Origin of the sequence: Microbacterium pygmaeum (assembly GCF_900100885.1) — a bacterium.
GTDB lineage: Bacteria > Actinomycetota > Actinomycetes > Actinomycetales > Microbacteriaceae > Microbacterium > Microbacterium pygmaeum.
Genome location: NZ_LT629692.1, coordinates 504,227 through 524,758 on the forward strand (window position 1 = coordinate 504,227; position 20,532 = coordinate 524,758).

20 protein-coding genes, 2 tRNA genes and 1 pseudogene are annotated in these 20,532 nt (G+C 66.3%); 11 read left to right on the forward strand and 12 right to left on the reverse strand.

The window, feature by feature from the left end; translation table 11 throughout:
* Positions 1 to 9: 9 nt before the first annotated feature.
* On the reverse strand, positions 10 to 582 hold the full coding sequence (locus BLT19_RS02265) for a peptidylprolyl isomerase (RefSeq protein ID WP_091493135.1): 573 nt from the start codon (positions 580 to 582) through the stop codon (positions 10 to 12).
* A 95-nt stretch (positions 583 to 677) separates the two neighbouring features.
* On the opposite strand from BLT19_RS02265, the gene BLT19_RS02270 reads away from it, so the two are divergent.
* Positions 678 to 1,262, forward strand: coding sequence for a DNA helicase (locus BLT19_RS02270; protein ID WP_091485606.1), 585 nt, complete (start codon positions 678 to 680; stop codon positions 1,260 to 1,262).
* Positions 1,263 to 1,264: 2 nt separating this feature from the next.
* Positions 1,265 to 1,740: pseudogene (locus BLT19_RS02275) on the forward strand (aminoacyl-tRNA deacylase).
* A 4-nt stretch (positions 1,741 to 1,744) separates the two neighbouring features.
* Here the strand turns inward: BLT19_RS02275 and BLT19_RS02280 are convergent.
* The 10 genes from BLT19_RS02280 to dnaA form a co-directional block, all read right to left on the reverse strand.
* On the reverse strand, positions 1,745 to 2,170 hold the full coding sequence (locus BLT19_RS02280; protein ID WP_091485608.1) for an NUDIX hydrolase: 426 nt from the start codon (positions 2,168 to 2,170) through the stop codon (positions 1,745 to 1,747).
* A gap of 135 nt (positions 2,171 to 2,305) precedes the next feature.
* A tRNA-Ala gene (locus BLT19_RS02285) sits at positions 2,306 to 2,378 on the reverse strand.
* Between the two features lie 14 nt (positions 2,379 to 2,392).
* Positions 2,393 to 2,466 (reverse strand) — tRNA-Ile (locus BLT19_RS02290).
* Between the two features lie 89 nt (positions 2,467 to 2,555).
* Positions 2,556 to 2,960, reverse strand: a complete 405-nt coding sequence (locus BLT19_RS02295) for a DUF3566 domain-containing protein (protein ID WP_091485611.1) — start codon at positions 2,958 to 2,960, stop codon at positions 2,556 to 2,558.
* Positions 2,957 to 5,569 carry a DNA gyrase subunit A gene (gyrA, locus tag BLT19_RS02300; protein WP_091485614.1) on the reverse strand — a complete coding sequence of 871 codons (2,613 nt, stop codon included), beginning with the start codon at positions 5,567 to 5,569 and terminating at the stop codon, positions 2,957 to 2,959. The genes BLT19_RS02295 and gyrA overlap by 4 nt, the downstream gene beginning before the upstream one ends.
* 52 nt (positions 5,570 to 5,621) lie before the next feature.
* Positions 5,622 to 7,661 carry a DNA topoisomerase (ATP-hydrolyzing) subunit B gene (gene gyrB, locus BLT19_RS02305; RefSeq protein ID WP_091493137.1) on the reverse strand — a complete coding sequence of 680 codons (2,040 nt, stop codon included), beginning with the start codon at positions 7,659 to 7,661 and terminating at the stop codon, positions 5,622 to 5,624.
* A gap of 122 nt (positions 7,662 to 7,783) precedes the next feature.
* Positions 7,784 to 8,293, reverse strand: coding sequence for a DUF721 domain-containing protein (locus BLT19_RS02310; RefSeq protein WP_091485616.1), 510 nt, complete (start codon positions 8,291 to 8,293; stop codon positions 7,784 to 7,786).
* Positions 8,286 to 9,443: a DNA replication/repair protein RecF gene (recF, locus tag BLT19_RS02315; RefSeq protein ID WP_091485618.1), complete on the reverse strand. Its 1,158-nt coding sequence runs from the start codon at positions 9,441 to 9,443 to the stop codon at positions 8,286 to 8,288. Before recF ends, BLT19_RS02310 begins: the two co-directional genes overlap by 8 nt.
* Positions 9,444 to 9,481: 38 nt before the next feature.
* Entirely contained in the window at positions 9,482 to 10,633 is a 1,152-nt protein-coding gene (gene dnaN / locus BLT19_RS02320; RefSeq protein WP_091485621.1) for a DNA polymerase III subunit beta, read from the reverse strand.
* Between the two features lie 450 nt (positions 10,634 to 11,083).
* Positions 11,084 to 12,529, reverse strand: a complete 1,446-nt coding sequence (gene dnaA, locus BLT19_RS02325) for a chromosomal replication initiator protein DnaA (protein WP_091485624.1) — start codon at positions 12,527 to 12,529, stop codon at positions 11,084 to 11,086.
* 338 nt (positions 12,530 to 12,867) lie between these two features.
* Between dnaA and rpmH the strand changes: the two genes are divergently transcribed.
* From rpmH to BLT19_RS02370, 9 genes are all read left to right on the forward strand, one after another.
* Positions 12,868 to 13,005 (forward strand): 50S ribosomal protein L34, encoded by a 138-nt coding sequence (gene rpmH, locus BLT19_RS02330; protein WP_045278552.1) that lies wholly within the window; start codon positions 12,868 to 12,870, stop codon positions 13,003 to 13,005.
* Positions 13,006 to 13,014: 9 nt separating this feature from the next.
* Positions 13,015 to 13,353: a ribonuclease P protein component gene (gene rnpA / locus BLT19_RS02335; RefSeq protein ID WP_091485627.1), complete on the forward strand. Its 339-nt coding sequence runs from the start codon at positions 13,015 to 13,017 to the stop codon at positions 13,351 to 13,353.
* A complete protein-coding gene (gene yidD / locus BLT19_RS02340; RefSeq protein ID WP_231917750.1) occupies positions 13,350 to 13,712 on the forward strand; it encodes a membrane protein insertion efficiency factor YidD in 363 nt (120 codons plus the stop codon). The genes rnpA and yidD overlap by 4 nt, the downstream gene beginning before the upstream one ends.
* 3 nt (positions 13,713 to 13,715) lie before the next feature.
* Positions 13,716 to 14,819 (forward strand): membrane protein insertase YidC, encoded by a 1,104-nt coding sequence (yidC, locus tag BLT19_RS02345; RefSeq protein WP_091485632.1) that lies wholly within the window; start codon positions 13,716 to 13,718, stop codon positions 14,817 to 14,819.
* 46 nt (positions 14,820 to 14,865) lie between these two features.
* Complete coding sequence (locus BLT19_RS02350; protein ID WP_091485634.1) at positions 14,866 to 15,387, forward strand: Jag family protein; 522 nt, start codon at positions 14,866 to 14,868, stop codon at positions 15,385 to 15,387.
* Positions 15,388 to 15,422: 35 nt separating this feature from the next.
* Entirely contained in the window at positions 15,423 to 16,055 is a 633-nt protein-coding gene (gene rsmG, locus BLT19_RS02355; protein WP_091485637.1) for a 16S rRNA (guanine(527)-N(7))-methyltransferase RsmG, read from the forward strand.
* A 299-nt stretch (positions 16,056 to 16,354) separates the two neighbouring features.
* Positions 16,355 to 16,606 (forward strand): GIY-YIG nuclease family protein, encoded by a 252-nt coding sequence (locus tag BLT19_RS18220; protein ID WP_197673014.1) that lies wholly within the window; start codon positions 16,355 to 16,357, stop codon positions 16,604 to 16,606.
* Between the two features lie 652 nt (positions 16,607 to 17,258).
* Positions 17,259 to 18,236 carry a ParA family protein gene (locus BLT19_RS02365; protein ID WP_172825577.1) on the forward strand — a complete coding sequence of 326 codons (978 nt, stop codon included), beginning with the start codon at positions 17,259 to 17,261 and terminating at the stop codon, positions 18,234 to 18,236.
* A complete protein-coding gene (locus BLT19_RS02370; protein WP_091485642.1) occupies positions 18,236 to 19,216 on the forward strand; it encodes a ParB/RepB/Spo0J family partition protein in 981 nt (326 codons plus the stop codon). Before BLT19_RS02365 ends, BLT19_RS02370 begins: the two co-directional genes overlap by 1 nt.
* Here BLT19_RS02370 and BLT19_RS02375 read toward each other — a convergent pair.
* Entirely contained in the window at positions 19,204 to 20,478 is a 1,275-nt protein-coding gene (locus BLT19_RS02375; RefSeq protein WP_091493140.1) for an RNA polymerase sigma factor, read from the reverse strand. The genes BLT19_RS02370 and BLT19_RS02375 overlap by 13 nt on opposite strands.
* Positions 20,479 to 20,532: the final 54 nt, after the last annotated feature.

Below are 20,532 nucleotides of genomic sequence, written 5' to 3' on the forward strand. Positions count from 1 at the left end.
TCCGGCGTCTCAGACCGTGACGATGTCGACGGACTCCAGGACCACAGGCTCCAGCGGCCGGTCGCCGGCGGCGGTCGGCACGGCGCTGATCGCATCGACGACGGCCTTCGAGGCGTCATCGGCGACCTCGCCGAAGATCGTGTGCTTGCCCTGCAGCCACTCCGGGCCGCGGCCGCCCTGACCGGGGACGGTGATGAAGAACTGCGAGCCGTTGGTGCCCTCGGCCTGCCCCGTGATCGCGTTGCGGCGCAGGCCGGCATTCGCCATGGCCAGCTTGTAGGGGGCGGTGAAGGTGAGTTCGCCGTTGATCTCGTCGTTGAAGTTGTAGCCCGGACCGCCGGTGCCCTGACCGAGCGGGTCGCCGCCCTGGATCATGAAGCCCGAGATGATGCGGTGGAACACGACGTCCTTGTACAGCGGTCCATCGCCCGGCTTGCCGGTGGCCGGGTCGGTCCACGATCCGCTGCCGTCCGAGAGGCCGATGAAGTTCTGCACCGTCCGCGGCGCGTGATCTCCGAAGAGGTTGACGACGATGTCGCCGTGGTTGGTGTGCAGTGTCGCTACCGAAGTGTGCTGAGGCATGTCAACCATTCTCTCAGAGTTCGGTGAAAGGCTTCCGCGGTCGGACGCGTCTGGCAAGATGGGGAATCTACATCCCCAGCGATAGGGAGGGCATCGTGAGCCTCAACCGCAAGCGCAAGAAGGAACTCCGCAAGCTTCAGGATCAGGCGAACAGCCTGTGGGAGTCGCAGCAGGTGCTCGTCAGCGAGGCCGCGAACGTCGCCCGCGAGGCGGGTCGTCAGCTCGGCCACTTCGGCCGTGAGCAGGTCGTACCCGGCGTGAAGGACGGCTACGGCAGCTATGTCGCGCCCTACCTCGACAAGGGCGTGCAGTTCTCCAAGCAGGTGCTGAGCGACAAGGTGGTTCCCACGGCGGGTGCTGTCGTCGGTTCCGCGTTGTCCGTGTGGGATGCCGCGAACGACACGCGTTCGCGTCTGGCATCCGGTCGCGGCTTCGCGCTGCCGGACGCGGCCACCTACGCCAAGAAGGCCGACAAGTACGGCAAGCAGGCGACCAAGCAGCTGGCATCGCGCCTTTCGGTGCTGGAGCCCGCGAAGAAGAGCATCGGCGCCGGCGGTGTCATCGCGATCATCCTGGGCGTGGTCGCCGCGGTCGGCGTCGCGTATGCCGCATGGCAGACGCTGCGAGCCGACGACGAGCTCTGGGTCGCGGACGACCCGCTGCGCGCACCCGACGAGTGACCCTGGAGGGCGACCCGACGTCTCGCGTCCGCGAGGCGGCCTCGGCGCGTGCGCTTCCCGTCGAGATCCGCGAGCGTCCCGCGGCCGGGAGCCTGGCGGAGGCAGCCGACCTCCTGGGCATCCCCGCCGCCGGGATAGTGAAGACGCTGGTGGTCAAACGCAGCGATGACACATATCTGTTCGCGCTGATACCCGGTGATCGATCGATCTCGTGGCCGAAGCTCCGGGCGATCGTGGGTGTCAACAAGCTCCAGCTGCCCGATCCCGAACGGGCTTTCGCCGCGACGGGATACGAACGAGGCACGATCGTGCCGATCGGCAGCACCCACGACTGGCCGGTGTACGCCGACGAGTCGATCGTTGACAGCGCATCGCGATGGGCGCCGGCGTGCACGGCTTCAGCCTCTTCGTCGATGCCGATGCGCTCATCGAGGCCTACGGTGCGACGGTCGCCGACATCTCGCAGCCGGCCGGCTGATCCCTCAGGCGTCGTCGGCCATCTTCAGGGCGATGTCGACGAGCTTCACGCGCTGCAGTGTGCGCAGGCTCGAGCGCGGGAACCACTCGGCTCGGTCGGTCGATCCGTCCGTCTCGTTGCGCAGTCGTCCTCCGGTCACCCGCGCGCGGTAGACGATCCGCAGCGCGTGCAGGGGCTCTGTCGCATCGACCGCGAGGCGCCGGCCGGCTGGGATCACCCTCGAGTGGATGCCGAGCAGACCCTCGAGGACGACCCGATACCCGGTTTCCTCGTGCACCTCGCGTCGAGCCGCGTGTTCGGGGTCCTCACCCGCCTCCAGCCCTCCGCCGGGGAGCGTCCAGGCAGCGCGGCGTCCCTCGTTCCAATGGGCGAGCAGCACGCGGTCGTCCGCATCGACGATGACGGCGTAGGCCGCGACCCGCGTATCCATTCCTCGACTCTAGCCAGTCGCACGGTTCGCCCCCGCTCGCCGGAGCGGCGGTGTACAGCCGACCCGCACCAGGTGGTACCGAAGACCACTGTGGAGAGACGGACGAGTGCAGCGAATTCCTCGGAATTCGGGATGTGGAGCCTAGGAGAATCGAACTCCTGACATCCTGCTTGCAAAGCAGGCACTCTACCAACTGAGTTAAGGCCCCCGGGGAATGGGATGTGGGGCTACCAGGACTTGAACCTGGGACCTCTTCATTATCAGTGAAGCGCTCTAACCGCCTGAGCTATAGCCCCGCTGCGACGACGCGAGCGTCGTCAACCTCCAAGACTTTACCCGAATCGCGGGCATTCCCGAAATCGACGGAGGGATGCTGCACCACCGTCTAGTTGCTGGTGAAACCGACCAGCAGACCACCGGTGACCTTGACGGCCAGGTTGTAGATGCCGGCCATGACGGCGCCGAGCACCGTGATCACGATCAGGTTCAGAATCGCCACGACCGCGGCGAAGGCCATGACCTGCGGGAGACCGACGAACGCCTCGATGGAGACGCCGCCGTCGGAGAAGCTCTGGAAGAATTCGTCCACCTTGGTGATGAGACCGGTGGTCTGCACAACCAGGAACACCAGGAAGAAGCTCACGACCGTGACGATCGCGACCGCGACCGCGGCCAGGAACGAGAGCTTCACGGCCGACCAGAAGTCGACGTAGACCAGACGGAGGCGAACCTGCTTCGCGGAGGTCTTATGGCTGGATTTCTTGGCGAGCTTGTCGGCTACCGTACTCATGCGTCAGTACCTTCTTCGGGGGACTCGGGGGAGGCCTCGGGAGTGTCGGTCACGGACTCGACGTCTGCCGACTCGATGTCGACGGCCTCGATTATCTCGGCAAGGCCCCGTTCCGAATTGCGCGCGATCGCGATGATGCGATCATCGTCGTCGGTGCGGGCGAACACGACACCCATGGTGTCACGACCCTTGGCCGGGACCTCGGCCACGGCAGAGCGTACCACCTTGCCGCTGGCAAGAACCACCAAGACCTCGTCGTCCTCGGCGACGATCAGACCGCCGGCGAGAACCCCGCGATCGTCGTTCAGACGGGCCACTTTGATGCCGAGACCACCGCGGCTCTGGCCGCGATACTGACTGATCTCGGTGCGCTTGGCGTAGCCGTTCTCGGTGACGATGAACACGTAGCCCTCGTCGTGGGCGACCGAGGCCGACAGCAGACTGTCACCCTCGCGGAACGACATCCCCTTCACACCCTCGGTGGAGCGGCCCATCGGGCGCAGCGAGTCATCCGATGCGGTGAAGCGCAGCGACATGCCCCGTCGGCTGACCAGCAGGATGTCATCGCCCTCGTTGACGAGGAGGGCGCTGACGACCTCGTCGCCCTGATCGGTGTCCGCGCCGCGGAGCTTGATGGCGATGACGCCGCCCTGGCGGTTCGTGTCGTACTCGGTGAGGTGGGTCTTCTTCACCAATCCGCCGCGAGTGGCCAGCACCAGGTGGGTGGCGACCGAGTAGTCGCGGATGTCCAGGATCTGCGCGATCTCCTCGTCGGGCTGCAGCGCCAGGAGATTGGCGACGTGCTGACCCTTGGCATCCCGTCCCGCCTCCGGTACTTCGTACGCCTTGGACCGGTAGACACGCCCCTTCGTGGTGAAGAAGAGCAGCCAGTGGTGCGTCGTGGTCACGAAGAAGTGCTCGACGACGTCGTCGGCGCGCAATTGGGCGCCTTTGACGCCCTTTCCGCCGCGGTGCTGCTGCCGGTAGTTGTCGCTGCGTGTGCGCTTGATGTAGCCGTCACGGGTGACGGTGATCACCATCTCCTCTTCGGGGATGAGGTCTTCCACCGACATGTCGCCGTCGAAGCCGGCGAGGATCTGGGTGCGACGGTCGTCTCCGAACCGCTCCACGATGGAGGTCAGCTCATCGCGGATGATGGTGCGCTGACGCGTCGGGTCGGCCAGGATCTCCTTGAAGTCGGCGATCCGCGCTTCGAGCTCGTCGGCCTCCTCCAGGATCTTCTGCCGCTCGAGCGCGGCCAGGCGGCGCAGCTGGAGATCCAGGATCGCGATCGCCTGATCGTCGTCGATGTCCAGCAGCGCCTTGAGTCCCTCGCGCGCTTCGTCCGCGGTCGGGGACCGGCGGATCAGGGCGATGACCTCGTCGAGCGCGTCGAGCGCCTTGAGGTAGCCGCGCAGGATGTGCATGCGCTTCTCGGCCTTCGCGAGCCGGAACCGCGTACGCCGGATGATCACCTCGATCTGGTGGTCGATCCAGTGCGTGATGAATCCATCGAGCGGAAGCGTGCGGGGCACGCCGTCGACGATGGCGAGCATGTTCGCGCCGAAGTTCTCCTGCAGCTGCGTGTGCTTGTAGAGGTTGTTGAGCACGACCTTGGCGACGGCATCGCGCTTGAGCACGATGACGAGGCGCTGGCCGGTCCGACCGGACGATTCGTCGCGGATGTCGGCGATGCCGGTGATCTTGCCTTCGCGGGCGAGGTCGCTGATCTTGACCGCGACGTTGTCCGGGTTGACCTGATACGGCAGCTCGGTGATCACCAGGCAGGTGCGGCCCTGGATCTCCTCCACGTTGACGACGGCGCGCATCGTGATCGAGCCTCGACCCGTTCGGTAGGCATCCTTGATGCCGCGCGTGCCGAGGATCTGCGCGTGGGTGGGGAAGTCCGGGCCGGGGATTCGCTCCATCAGCGCCTCGAGCAGCTCCTCGCGCGTGGCGTCCGGGTTGTCGAGGGCCCAGAGCGCGCCGGCAGACACCTCGCGGAGGTTGTGCGGCGGGATGTTGGTGGCCATGCCGACCGCGATGCCCACCGAGCCGTTCACCAGCAGGTTCGGGAAGCGCGCGGGGAGGACGACCGGCTCCTGGGTCTGACCGTCGTAGTTGTCCTGGAAGTCGACGGTGTCTTCCTCGATGTCGCGCACCATCTCGAGCGCGAGCTGGGCCATCTTGGTCTCGGTGTACCGGGGGGCAGCGGCCCCCTGGTTGCCCGGGGAGCCGAAGTTGCCCTGACCTTGCGCGAGCGGATACCGCAGCGACCACGGCTGGACCAGACGGACCAGGGCGTCGTAGATCGGCGCATCACCGTGCGGGTGATAGTGCCCCATGACCTCGCCCACGACGCGTGCGCACTTGGAGAACGACTTGTCCGGTCGGAATCCGCCGTCGTACATCGCGTAGATCACACGGCGATGCACCGGCTTGAGCCCGTCTTCGACGCGCGGCAGCGCGCGGCCGATGATCACGCTCATCGCGTAGTCGAGGTAGCTGCGCTGCATCTCGGCCTGCAGGTCGATCTGGTCGATGCGGCCGTGGTTGTGCTCGGGCACGACCGGGCCGGTTGCCGGGCCTGTCGGAGTGTCGTCAGTCATTGTCTTTTGGTCCCTGAGCCTGTCGAAGGGTCGTGATCAGTCGATCCGAAGATCAGATGTCGAGGAAACGGACGTCCTTGGCGTTGCGTTGGATGAAGCCGCGACGCGATTCGACGTCCTCGCCCATCAGGATCGTGAAGATCTCATCGGCGGCGGCCGCGTCGTCGATGGTGACCTGACGCAGCGTCCGCGTCTCCGGGTCCATCGTCGTCTCCCACAGTTCCTTGTCGTTCATCTCGCCCAGACCCTTGTAGCGCTGGATGCCGTTGTCCTTCGGGATCCGCTTGCCCTGGGCGACGCCCTCCACCAGCAGCGCGTCGCGCTCCCGGTCGCTGTAGACGTACTCGTGCGGTGCGTTGGACCACTTGAGCCGGAACAGCGGCGGCTGGGCGAGGTAGACGAAGCCGGCCTCGATGAGTCCTCGCATATAGCGGAACAGCAGCGTGAGCAGGAGCGTCGTGATGTGCTGGCCGTCGACGTCGGCGTCGGCCATCAGGACGATCTTGTGATACCTGGCCTTGTCGATGTCGAACTCTTCGCCGATCCCGGTGCCGAAGGCCTGGATCATCGCCTGCACTTCCTTGTTGCCGAGGGCCCGATCCAGACGCGCGCGCTCGACGTTCAGGATCTTTCCGCGCAGCGCCAGGATCGCCTGGGTGTGCGGGTCTCGACCCTGCACGGCCGAACCGCCGGCCGAGTCACCCTCGACGAGGAAGATCTCGCTGATCGAGGGGTCTTTGCTCGTGCAGTCCTTGAGCTTGTCGGGCATGGCCGCGCTCTCGAACACGCTCTTACGTCGCGCGGTCTCACGCGCTTTGCGGGCGGCCAATCGCGCGGTCGCCGCATCGATCGCCTTTCGGATGATGTTCTTGGCCTGCGCGGGGTTCCGATCCAGCCAGTCGCCCAGGCGGTCGCCGACCACCTTCTGCACGAAGGCCTTCGCCTCTGTGTTGCCGAGCTTGGTCTTGGTCTGACCCTCGAACTGCGGCTCGGAGAGCTTGACGGAGATGACCGCGGTGAGACCTTCGCGCACGTCGTCGCCGGAGAGGTTCTCGTCCTTCTCCTTGAGCAGGTTGTTGGCGCGGGCGTACTTGTTGACCAGCGTGGTCAGCGCCGCACGGAATCCCTCCTCGTGCGTTCCGCCCTCGTGGGTGTTGATCGTGTTGGCGTAGGTGAAGACGTTCTCGGTGTAGCTCGTCGTCCACTGCATCGCCACTTCCAGGGCGATCTTGCGATCGGTGTCCTCGGATTCGAAGTCGATGATCTCCTCGTTGACGTGGTCGGCCTTGCGGACCCGGTTCAGGTATTCGACGTAGTCGACGAGTCCTCGTTCGTAGAGGAAGCTGTCGTTCGGCTGCTGCAGGACGACCTCGCCCGGCTGCACCTCTTCTTCGTAGGCCGCTCCAGGCCGTTCGTCGACGAGGTCGATCCGAAGGCCCTTGTTCAGGAACGCCATCTGCTGGAAGCGGTTGCGCAGGGTGTCGTAGTCGAAGTCGACGGTCTCGAAGATGGATGCGTCGGGCCAGAAGGTGATGGTCGTGCCCGTCTTCGAGCTCTCCTCGGCACGCTCCAGCGGGGCCTGCGGAACCCCGCCGTCACGATAGGACTGCCGCCAGACGTATCCCTGGCGGTGCACCTCGACCTCGAGCCGTGTCGAGAGTGCGTTCACCACCGAGGAGCCGACGCCGTGCAGACCACCTGAGACCGCGTAGCCGCCGCCACCGAACTTGCCACCCGCGTGCAGCACGGTCAGCACGACCTCGACGGTCGACTTGCCTTCCGCCTTGTGGATGTCCACGGGGATGCCGCGACCGTTGTCCACGCAGCGGACCCCGCCATCGGGAAGGATCGTGACGAGGATCGTGTCGCAGTACCCGGCGAGGGCCTCGTCGACGGAGTTGTCGACGATCTCCTGCACGAGGTGGTGCAGGCCGCGGGGACCGGTGGACCCGATGTACATGCCGGGACGCTTGCGAACCGCTTCCAGGCCCTCGAGGACCTGGATCTCGTCGGCCCCGTATGCCGCGTGAGTCCGTTCTTGTTCTGGCTGATCGGTCTGCTCGGGCAGGTTTTCGGGGTTCTCTGACGTCATGTTCTCGGCGCGCTCCACATCATCATTCGGGGCCACCTCAGTCTACCAAGGAACGGGCCTCCGTGCCGTCATGTACGCCCCTGTGGCGGCCTGAATGTCCCTCGGATAGGCCGGGAGGTATCTCAGCCGTAGGTATCGCGCGGACCACGCCCTGGAATGGCTCTGGGACCCCATTTCCAGGAGGGGACGTCTGGCCCGATGAAGCGGATGCCTTCGACACCGGCTTCCGGGTACCGTCGCACGATCTCGGAGAGGATCTGCGACCGCATCAGCTGCAGCTGTTTCGCCCACGCCGTGGAGTCCGCCTGAACCGTCAGTGTGCCCTCGGTGAATGCCACCGGCTGGGTGTGCTGGGCGGTGTCGGCGCCGGCCACTTCCGCCCAGGTCCGCACCACGTCTTCACGTGCGAGCTGCGAGTCCCAGCCCGCCTCGCGCGTGAGGTCGGCCAGCACGTCCCCGACGCCTTTCGGATCACGGCCCGGCGTGAACGGTGCGTTCTCGTCGTCCTCATACCGCCGTCGGCGCTTGCGGTAGGTCCGCGCGGACGGCTCGAGGCCGCGCAGCCGGAGGTAGGTCGCGACCGTCTCGGGCAGGATCTCGTCTGGTGTCTGCGGCGCGCCGGGATCAGGCATCCGTCGCCTCCAGGATGCGACCGGCATCGACCCGGACGACCCGTGCGCGCAAGTCCGCAGGGACATCCTCTTCGACGGCAGCGGTCACGATGACCTGCTCATAGCCTCCGGCGAGCCCCGCCAGCCGCGCACGGCGATCGGCGTCGAGCTCGGCGAACACGTCGTCCAGGATCAGCACCGGATCCCCCAGGCGGGATTCGGCGCGCAGAAGCTGCGCGGATGCCAGCCGCAGCGCGAGCGCCACCGACCAGGATTCGCCGTGCGAGGCGTAGCCCTTCACCGGCAGGCCGCGCACGCGCAGGACCAGATCATCGCGGTGCGGACCCACCAGGGTGAGACCGCGCTCCAGCTCGGCCGACCGCCGATCCTGCAGCGCGGATCGGAAGAGCTCCTCGATCGCCGTGTCCTGTGCGGTTCCCGCTCCGCCGGCAGCGTCCTCTTCGGGGTCACCTCCCGCGATCGACAGGGCCCACTCGAGCTGCGGTCGGTGGTCCGCGCCCGCGATGGCGGTGTACGCCTCGGCGAGTGGACCCTGCAGGTCTGCCGCGAGCGCCAGGCGGGCCCGGATCAGTTCCGAGCCCAGCGCGACCAGCTTGTCGTCCCAGACATCCAGCGTCGTCAGGCTCTCGCCGCGAAGTCCCCGCGCCCGGGCGGACTTCAACAGCGCGGTGCGCTGCTTCAGGACCCGGTCGTAGTCGCCGAGCACACCTGCCAGCCGCGGCGCACGCTGGACGAGCAGCTGATCGGCGAAACGCCGTCGCGACGAGGGATCCCCCCGCACGATCTGCAGATCCTCGGGGGCGAAGAGCACGACCTGCGCGTACCGCGGCAGCTCACTCGTCTTGACGGCGGCACCGTTGATGCGCGCCTTATTGGCTCCAGCGCGATTGATCTGCGCTTCCAAGAGCACCGTGCGCTCGCCGTGCGCCAGTCGCGCGCGGATGATCGCGGCGTCCGCGCCGTCACGCACCATCGGCGCATCGGCGGAGACCCGATGAGAGCCGAGTGTGGCGAGGAACCCGATCGCCTCGGCAAGATTCGTCTTGCCCTGACCGTTGCGGCCGACGAACACGTTCGGGCCGGGACCCAGCGACACGTCGGCGACCGCATAATTGCGGAAGTCGACGAGGCCCAGCTGCTCCACGATCACTGGGCAACCCTACTTGGGGCGCTCGACACCCGCCGCTGCTACCTCAGCAGCAGGTTCGGCTGCAGCAGGTACTTGAAGGTTTCGGCGCCGTCCTTATCGACCGAGGTCTGCGGGGTGATGAGCACCGGGCTCAGCTTGTTCGCGTTGTCACTCGAGGTGAACGTGATCCGCACGAACTCGCTCTTGACCGCGCCGAGCGATTCGAGGAGGTACTGCGGGTTCAGGCCGAGCGTCACGTCCTGGCCGAGCAGGTGCGAATCGACGGACTCGGACGCGCGCGCCTGTTCGGTTCCGGACGCGTCCATCGACACGCTGTCGGTGGTGAAGGTGAAGCGCAACGGCGCGGAACGGTCCAAGACGAGCGAGACGCGGCGTACGGCCTCGGCCAGTTCAGCGGTGTTGACGACCGCATAGTGGTCGGTCGTCTCGGGGAACAGCCGGCGCACGGGCGGGAAGTTGCCCTTGATCAGCAGCGACGTGACGGTCTTGTTGCCGGCGGTGAAGGCGATGATCTCGCGGTCGCCCGAGCCGGAGAAGGCGATCGAGATGTCGGATCCGTGCGCGAAGGTCTTGCCGACCTCCGTGAGCGTCCGGGCAGGGACGAGAGCCGTGGTGGCCTCATCGGATGCCGCGGCACCGCCGTCCCACGGGATCTCGCGGAGCGCGACACGGTAGCGGTCGGTGGCGACCAAGCTCAGCTGCGTGCCCGACACCTCGAGCTGCACGCCGGTGAGCACCGGAGTGACATCGTCGCGCGAGGCGGCGAAGGCGACCTGCGCGATGGCGGTCGCGAAATCCTCGGCAGGTACGAGCCCGGTGTCCCCGGTGACCTCGGGGATCGCCGGGTACTCCTGCACCGGCATCGATGACAGGGTGAACCGCGCCGAACCGCAGGTGAGCACGATCCCGCCGTCCTCGTCGACCTCGATCTGGATCGGGGCATTCGGCAGCCGGCTGGCGATCTCGGAGAGCAGGCGTCCATGGACCAGGATCGTGCCCGGCTCGTCGACCGTCGCGTCGATGGTCGTGCGAGCGGATGCTTCGTAGTCGAAGGCCGCGAGCGAGAGGCCGCTCTCGGATGCCTCGATGAGCACACCGGCCAGAATCGGCTGTGGATTGCGCTGCGGAAGGAGCTTGACGACGAACGACACGGCTTCGCTGAATACATCGCGATTCACGTGGAACTTCACTGGCGCTCCCTCGACATCCTGTTGGGCTCTCCCATGCTAGTGCCCAGCACGTGGCACTCCCCAAGGCCGCGGTCGCAGACCGGCCCGCACCGTCGAGGTGATCGAACCGGATTCATCAAGAGAGTTAAGTGTCATCTTCTTAACCGCTGTGGAAACTGTGGACAAACGGCGGGATGCGTGCGGGGACATGGGAACTACACGCGTGGAAGATGTGGACGGGCTGGGCAGTGTCATTCGCCTGAGGCCGTGGCATCGGATTCGAGCGCCGTCTTCCTCCACAGGGCCGAGCCGATCGCCCACACCGTTTCCGCAGGCTGGCGGAGTTATCCACAGGTTTTCCACACTGTGCAGAACGTGATATTGGCGCGACGACGCGTGCCTGTCAAGGATGACTTGCGGCATATTTCGTCCGGCGTCCATGCGTTCGGACGCATCGTCGGCGACGCGGGGTCAGCGGCCGCTGCGGCCGAGCTGCGCCGTGCGGCCGAGCTGGGTGGTGATCTCGGAGACCTGGTTGTAGATGGAGCGACGCTCCTTCATCAACTCGGAGATCTTCTTGTAGGCGTACATGACCGTGGTGTGGTCTCGATTGCCGAACAGCTGCCCGATCTTCGGCAGCGAGAGACTCGTGCGCTCCCGGCACAGATACATCGCGATCTGCCGCGCGGTGGCCACGGCCTGCGAACGGCTCGATCCGTAGAGATCGTCGACCGACAGCTTGAAGTACTGCGCGGTCGCGGTGATGATGTCGGTCGGCGAGATGACGTTGGCGTCGTCCTGATCGATGATGTCGCGCAGCACCGTCTGGGCCAGCGACATATCGAGCGTCGAGCGATTGAGGCTGGCGAAGGCGGAGACCCGGATCAGCGCGCCCTCGAGTTCGCGGATGTTCGAGGAGACGACGGTGGCGATGTACTCGAGTACCTCGTCGGGAATCTGCAGCCGCTCGCTCTGCGCCTTCTTGCGGAGGATCGCGATGCGGGTCTCCAGGTCGGGAGCCTGCACGTCGGTGATCAGGCCCCACTCGAATCGGCTGCGCATGCGGTCTTCGAAGCCCGTCAGGTGCTTCGGCGGCACATCGCTGGTGATGACGACCTGCTTGTCGTGATCGTGCAGCGTGTTGAACGTATGGAAGAACGCCTCCTGGGTCTCGGCACGACCCTGCAGGAACTGGATGTCGTCGATGAGGAGGATGTCGACGTCGCGGTATCGAGCCTGGAAGGCGGATCCGCGGTTGTTGGCGATCGAGTTGATGAAGTCGTTCGTGAACTCTTCGCTGGAGACGTAGCGGACGCGGATGCCGGTGTACAGACTCAGTGCGTAGTCGCCGATCGCGTGAAGCAGGTGCGTCTTGCCCAGCCCTGAGTCGCCGTAGATGAACAGCGGGTTGTAGGCCTTCGCCGGCGCTTCGGCGACGGCGACCGCCGCCGCGTGGGCGAATCGGTTCGACTGCCCGATGACGAAGTTGTCGAAGGTGTACTTCGGGTTCAGGCGGGTGTCGTTGCGAGAAGCGGCCGAAGTGATGTCGGGCTGCTCGTCCAGTTTCGGGCGCGGATTGAACGGCTGCGAGATCTCCGGAGCGGATGCCGCGGCCGCCTGCACCGCGGAGCTCTGCTGGTGCTCGATGAGTTCGGGGTTCACCACGACACGGAAGCTCGAGACGTCATCGTCGCCGACGCGGGCGAGCGCCTCCATGATCGAGGCACGCATCCGCTTGTTGATCTGTGCCGCCGTCAGGTCGTTGGGCACGTCGAGGTAGAGCGTGCCGCCCATGACTCCCTGCGGTACCGCGAGACTCAGAAATCCCTGCAGCTGTGGTGTGACCCGGTCATCGTGGCCGAGTTCGACCAGCACGGAGGCCCAGATGGGAACATCCGGATTGTCGTGCGGTGACATGGCCCCCCCGGGAGAATCGGTACGCCGCGGGCTCTCACGGAGTGGACACGCCGGGCCTGTGGATAACTGCCCGAGCCACGCTAGTTCGCGGGCGTCGTGGGAGCAAACTCCACTGTAGGACCGCCGCGCGTGTCATTGCCACGTGTCTGGGAATCTGTTGGGCATAATGATCGGCGACCTGTGCCGGTTTGAGTTCTCCGGCGTTTGGACGTAGCCTAAATCGGTTGACTTATGCCCTCGTGGCAGTCCCGCTACCCTTTCGTCTCGGTCGAGCATCCGTCGATATCGAAACCTCGATTTCGAACCAGCACCGTGACTCCTGATCCGGAAGTGATCTCATGACCAAGCGTACGTTCCAGCCCAACAACCGCCGTCGCGCCAAGAAGCACGGCTTCCGCGCCCGCATGCGCACGCGCGCCGGTCGCGGCATCCTGGCGGCTCGCCGCGCCAAGGGCCGCACCGAGCTGTCGGCCTGATTTCGCGCGGTGCTCGCCAGGCCGAACCGACTCACCCGCGGGGCGGAGTACAAGGCCGTCGTCCGCAGGGGCAGTCGCTGCGCCAGCGTGAACACCGTCACGTACGTGCTGCCGGCATCCGCGGATGATCGTGCGACGAGGTTCGGCTTCATCGTGAGCAAGCAGGTCGGCTCAGCCGTGGTTCGCAACACCATCCGGCGAAGGCTGAAGGCTGTCTGCCTTGAGGCGCTGCCGAGCGTCCGACCGGGAACAGAGGTTGTGATCCGCGCGCTGCCCGGTGCCGCAGACGCCGCGTTCTCGGATCTGCGTGCCGAAGTCACCCGATGCCTGGCCCGGAGGGCCGCATGAGCGCCTCGACACTCCCGGTGTCGGCCACCGGGGACGGCCGGCTGGCGGCATCCGATCTCGCCCGCTTCCTTCCGCTGGTTCCGCGCAACGCCGCGTTGAGCTTGCTCCATGGTTACCGTGCGACGATCTCTCATACATATGGGGACGTCTGCAAGTACTACCCCTCGTGCTCGGCTTACGCCGTGGGCGCTGTGCAGCAGCACGGTGCAGTGAAAGGCTCCGCTCTGGCGGCGGCCCGGATCGCCCGCTGCCATCCGTGGGCGAGGGGTGGCATCGACGATGTGCCTCCGCACAAAGACTTCCGGTACGAGCTGACCCCGCGGGGCTTCGTCGTACCCGTCCCCCTTGGAAAGGACTGATCCGTGCCGGATCTGATCGGAATCATCCTGTGGCCCCTCAAGTGGGCCGTCGAGCTTGTGCTGGTGGCGTGGCACGCACTCTTCACCTTCGTCGGGCTTCCGGCGGCCGCAGGCATCACCTGGGTGCTGGCGATCGTGGGTCTGGTGCTCGTCGTGCGCTCTGCGCTGATCCCGCTGTTCGTCAAGCAGATCAAGAGCCAGCGCAAGATGATGGAAATAGCCCCTGAACTGCGGAAAATCCAGGAGAAGTACAAGGGCAAGAAGGACCAGCTCTCTCGTGAGGCGATGAGCCGCGAGACGATGGGCCTGTACAAGAAGAACGGCACGTCGCCGGTCTCCGGCTGCTTGCCGCTCCTGGTGCAGATGCCGGTGTTCTTCGCGCTCTTCAGCGTGCTCAATGACGTGAGCAAGCACGCGAAGGCCGGCATCGGCGGCGTCGGGCCGATGAGTCCGGAGCTGACCGAGGAGTTCTACAACGCCAAGCTGTTCGGGGTCGCGTCGCTGCATGACACGCTCATCGGCGCGTGGGAGGCGCAGGCGCCGGGATGGCAGGTGACCGTCGGCATCCTGCTGGTGCTGGTCGTCCTCATGATCGCATCGCAGTTCCTGACGCAGCTCCAGATCATCTCGAAGAACCTGTCGCCCGAGGCCAAGACCGGCCAGGCGTACCAGATGCAGAAGATCATGCTCTACGTCCTTCCCTTCGCGTTCGTCTTCTCGGGTGTCTTCTTCCCACTCGGCGTCGTCATCTACTGGTTCACCAGCAACCTGTGGACGATGGGTCAGCAGTTCATGGTGATCCGCAACATGCCCACGCCCGGTTCAGAGGCGGCGAAGACGCGCGAGGAGCGCCTCGCCCGCAAGGGCAAGGCCATCGACTCGTCCGGCAAGATCATTCCGATCGAGAAGTACCAGGCCGAGCAGCAGCGTCTGTACGAAGAGGCGGAGCGTGCGAAGGCCGCGACACCGAAGCGCCAACAGCCCGTTGGCAAGCAGCGCGCGAAGAAGCAGGGCCAGAAGCCTGCCGGTGCGCCCGGAGGCGCGGCAGGACCGAAGGACGCCTCGCCGAGGAGCGGTTCGGCGGATTCTGCGCCGAGCACGTCCTGACTCTTCTCGTCCCCCCTCCCCCTCCCAATCGATACCGAGGACTCCGATGACCACTACGCCTGACGCCTCTGCCGTGACGGACGTCCACCCCGAGCGCACCGACGCCACGGTCGAGCAGCTCGAGCAGGAGGGTGACGTCGCAGCGGATTTCCTCGAAGAGCTGCTGGACATCACCGACATCGACGGCGACCTAGCGCTGGACGTCCGATCCGGACGTGCATACGTGTCGCTCGAGTCGGAGGAATCGACCTCATTGTCCCTTCTCGCTGCGCCCGAGACCGTGCAGGCGCTGCAGGAATTGACGCGGATCGCGGTGCAGAACCGCACCGGTCGCTTTTCCCGGCTGATCCTCGACGTCGCCGGGTCGCGCAACACGCGCCAGCGTGAACTGGAGACCCTGGTCGATCGCGCAGTCGCCCGCATCGAAGAGGGTGCCTCGCAGGCGTCGCTTCCTGCGATGTCGAGCTACGAGCGCAAGCTGGTTCACGACATCGTCGCCGACCGCGGCTTCGTTTCGGAGTCATACGGCGAAGGCGCCGACCGCCACACGGTCATCAGCCGCGGCTGACGTCGGCGAACAGTCACGTTTCACGTGAAACATCGATGATCGACGTAGAGCGGGAACCCGCTGTCGCTGCAGCGATCTTCGGCGATCGCATCGCGGTGGCACGGCGGTTCGCCGAGGCGCTCGGGCAGCACGGCGAAGCGCGCGGTCTGATCGGTCCCCTCGAACCGCCGCGGCTGTGGACGCGACACATTCTCAACAGCGCCGTCATCGCGCCGTTGTTCAATGGGCGCGTGGGTGACATCGGCACGGGTGCGGGTCTGCCGGGGCTGGTCCTGGCCATCGCGCGTCCCGACGTCGAGTGGATCCTGATCGAGCCGATGGAGCGCCGCATCGCGTGGTTGAACGAGCAGGTGCAGGAGCTCGGGTTGTCGAATACCGAGGTGGTTCGCGCCCGCGGTGAGGATTGGCGCGGCGGCCCGACGCTGGATGCGGTGACCGCACGCGCTGTCAGTGCGCTGCGCACGCTGATCCCGTTGACTGCTCCCCTGGTGCGCGACGGCGGCGAACTCATACTCATGAAGGGTGCGAATGCCGGAGCCGAGATCGAGGAGGCGGAGAAGCAGATTCGCAAGTTCCGTTTGAGTGACGTGCGGGTCGAGGTCGTGGGCGCCGAGTATCTGGCCGAACCCACGCGCGTGGTGCGTGCGACGGTGCGCGCTCCCCGCTGATCGAGCCCCACCCCCTCGCCGATCGAGCGCGGACCCCTCGCCGATCGAGTAGGTGCGCCAGCGCCGTATCGAGATCCGCCCGCCTCGATCCACCGTTGATCGACTCAGCGCGTCAGCGCCGTATCGCGATCCGCCCGGGCTGATGTTCCACGTGAAACATCCGCGATCGATTTCTCGCGTCTCGCCCGAGCCGCCCACCGACTCCTGCACAGCCGGCCTGGGTGTGGCTTCCATCCTCCGGGTCACCGCTAACGACCCAACCTGTCTGCCGGCGCCGACACTCTGAGCGCACGCCCTTCATGTACATCTTCGAATGCAGTAACCACTCGACGTACGTCGGCAGCACCTGGAACCTCGATGGTCGCGTCGAGCAGCACGACATGGGGAAGGCGTCGAGTACACCGAGACTCGCCGCCCGGTGCGGTTGCTGTACTTGGAGGAGTACGCGCGAATTGGCGAGGCGTTCGCGCGTGAGAAGCATGTGCAGGGATGAAGTCGCGCGAAGCGACTCGCTTTCGTGCACGCGCAACCTGAACGGCTGCCCGAGTTGAGCAAGAGTTCGAACTGGGGGCATCGCGATGAACCTCGTGAGCTCCACGTCGCTGCTGGGTGTGGTCTCGATACGCGCGAGCGCGCTACTCGACCAGCGGGGGTTCGGAATTGCTGACCGCCGCACTGGGTTTGGCACCGCCCGCCTGCGCTTCGGTGTTCGAGTAGGCGCGATAGCACTGTATCGACAAGCTGTGCCCGTTTCACGTGAAACACACTGGTCGCGATACGCCCTGGCGCGCTACTCGATCAGCGCTTCCGTGATCGAGTAGGCGCACGAGCCGTATCGAGATCTGATCAGGACCGTTTCACGTGAAACACTTGGGCGTTTCGATGCGCCGCTGGCGCGCTTGTCGACCAGCGGTGACGCGGAATCGCTACCGCGGGACTGGTTCGGCTACCGCTCGTCAGCGCTTCCGGTGATCGAGTAGGCGCGCCAGCGCCGTAGCGAGGTCATCCGACACTGTTTCACGTGAAACATAGACGTGCCGATGCGCCGCTGGCGCGCTACTCGACCAGCGTCGTCCGGCGATCGAGTACGCGCCGGCGCTCCTCGACCAGCGGTGGTCCGGCTATGCCGGCGGCGCGCGGAAGGGGGAGGGGAGGGTCGCAGGTAGAGTGGAGAGCGATGTCCATCGGTGCGCCAAAGGGAGTGTGTTTCACGTGAAACAGCCCGAGAACCCCGCACCCGCGGCACCCTTCTCGCTTGACGACACCCCACTCGCACGCGAACTCGCCGATCTCACGGCCCGCCGTCGCTCGCTCGAGGCCGTGACTGTCGAACTTTCCGGCCGCACTCGTGTCATCACCGTCTCCAACCAGAAGGGCGGCGTCGGGAAGACCACGACGACCGTCAACATCGCGGCATCCCTCGCCTCGGTGGGGGCGCGGGTGCTGGTGATCGACCTGGATCCGCAAGGAAACGCCTCCACCGCTCTCGGTGTGCCGCATACCGCAGACATCCCGAGCATCTACGACGTGCTGATCGATGACTTCCCGATCGCCGACATCGTCCAAACCAGCCCCGAGTCGCCGAATCTGCTGTGTGCGCCCAGCACGATCCACCTCGCCGGTGCCGAGATCGAGCTCGTCTCCCAAGTGGCGCGCGAGCACCGACTGCGGACCGCGCTCGACGAGTACCTGAGCTCGCTGACCGAGCGCCTCGACTTCGTGCTGATCGATTGCCCGCCCTCACTCGGACTGCTGACGATCAACGCCTTCGCCGCCGCGAACGAGCTGCTGATCCCGATTCAGTGCGAGTACTACGCGCTGGAGGGCCTGAGCCAGCTGCTCGGAACGGTCCGGATGATCCAGAAGCACCTGAATCCAGGTCTCCGCCTGTCGACGATCCTGCTCACGATGTACGACGGCCGGACCCGTCTGGCCCAGCAGGTCGCCGAGGAGGTGCGCGAACACTTTCCGAACGAGGTGCTGCGCACCGTGATCCCGCGATCCGTACGAGTGTCCGAGGCGCCGAGCTTCGGTCAGACGGTGATCGCCTACGACGGCGCGTCCGCAGGTGCCGTCGCGTACCGCGAGGCGGCCGTGGAGATCATCCAACGCGATGCGGCGGATGCTGCACCCCAGACATCCGGCGGCGCATCGGCGCCCGAGAACGAAGGAGCCTCCTGATGGCCAAGCGAACAGGCCTGGGTCGAGGCATCGGCGCCCTCATCCCAACGAGCGAGCAGACCGAAGCGCGTCCTGTCGATGTGTTCTTCCCCGGCGCGTCCCTCGAGAGAACCCCCACGGCCGCGCCCGATGAGGCGGTCATCGCCGACGAGCCGGCACCAGACCTCGTCGAGGTGCCCGGCGCGCGGCTGATCCACGTCGATCCGCACGTGATCGTTCCGAACCCGCGGCAGCCGCGGACGATCTTCGACGAGGACGACCTCGCCGAGCTGGTGCACAGCGTTCGCGAGTTCGGGGTGCTGCAGCCCGTCGTCGTACGTGACGTGGGGGATGGCACCTATGAACTCATCATGGGCGAGCGCCGTACCCGCGCGGCTCGTGAGGCCGGGCTCGAGACGATCCCGGCTGTCGTCCGCGACACCGCCGACGAGCACCTGCTGCGTGACGCGCTCCTGGAGAACCTGCACCGATCCGAGCTCAACCCACTGGAGGAAGCGTCGGCCTACCAGCAGCTCCTCGCCGACTTCGGCATCACGCAGGAGGAGCTTGCCACCCGCATCGGCCGGTCACGGCCGCAGATCAGCAACACGATCCGTCTCCTCAAGCTGCCGCTGCCGGTTCAGCAGCGCGTCGCTGCCGGTGTGCTCAGCGCAGGGCACGCCCGCGCCATCCTGTCTCTGGATGACGCAGGTGCGATGCAGCGCCTGGCGGACAAGATCGTCAACGAGGACCTCTCGGTCCGCGCAGCGGAAGCAGCGGCCAAGACGACGGATGCTGGCCGACTGCGCCCCTCGAAGCCTCAAGCCGGAGCACGACGGGCACACCTCGACGAGCTCGCAGACCGCCTGGGAGACCGTTTGAACACCCGGGTGAAGATCGCGCTCGGTGCCAGAAAAGGCCAGATCAGCATTGATTTCGCCAGCATTCAGGATCTGAATCGCATCCTGGAGGAGCTTGGCGACACCGGCTACAACTCCTGAGCCGGAAGGGCGCTGTTCAGCGCCGCCGCACGACGTCGGAGGACGGTGGCTTCGGCGTCGTTGCCGGGCAGTTCGGCCGCGGTGCGGTATGCCGTCACCGCGGCATCCGTCCGGCAAACCCGCTCCAGGAGTTCGCCCAGCACGGCGTGGAAGGGACGGAACTCCACCAGCTCGCTTCGCAGCGACTCGACGTCAGGCAGCGCTGCCTCCGGTCCGTCGATCATCGAGACCGCGACCGCCCGATTGAGGCGGATCACCGGTGACGGTGTCAGGGCGTCCAGCGCATCGTAGAGCCGCACGATGAGGCTCCAGTCCGTGTCGGCTGCAGCGGGAGCGGTGGCATAGCACTGCGCGACCGCGGCCTGCAGGCCGTAATACCCCAGGCCACGATCGAATCCGGTCGCGGTTGCCAGTGCCTGCTCGCCGCGGGTGATGGCAGATCGGTCCCAGCGCCGTCGATCCTGGTCGCCGAGGGTCACCGGCAGGCCCTCGGCGTCGATGCGCGCCGCGAAGCGCGAGGACTGGAACTCCATCAGCGCGATGAGCGAGAAGACCTCGGGCTCGTCCGGCATGAGCGCGCTGAGCTGTCGGGCGAGTCGGACGGCTTCACGCGCCACATCCGGCCGGATCGGAGCATCGCCACCGCCGGCGGCGTATCCCTCCGTGAACAGCAGATAGATCACCTGCAGCACACTTGCGAGCCGTCCCGGCCGCTCCGCGCGATCGGGGACCTCGAACGGCACGTCCGCTTCGGCAAGCGTGCGCTTGGCGCGGACGATGCGCTGCTGGACCGCGGGAACGGTCATCAGGAGCATCCGCCCGATCTGCTCCGTGGTGAGGCCGGCGACCGTCCGCAGGGTCAGCGCGAGGCGGGCCTGAGCGGTGATGACGGGGTGGCAGGCGATGAAGACCAGTCGCAGCACGTCGTCGTCGATGCGATCGGGGTCGCCGAGAGACGGCACGGCGTCCTCCCGCTCGAAGAGGATCGCATCGCTTCCGAGCACTGCTTCGCGAGCCGCGAGGCGTTCCCGGCGCCGCCAGCCGTCGATCGCGCGCCGCTTGGCCACCGACATCAGCCAGGCGCCGGGATTGTCGGGGATTCCGGCGGTCGGCCAGGCGGCCAGCGCCTCCAGCAGCGCGTCCTGCGCGAGATCCTCCGCCCACCCGAAGTCACCGGTCTGACGGGTCAGTGCGGCCACGATGCGGCCCGATTCGCTTCGCCAGACGGCCTCCACAGCCCGGCGCGCATGCTCTTCGGTCACCGGCTCAGCGTATTCGCCGAGAGCGTGACCGGGCACGAGTGCCGCAGGGTCGTC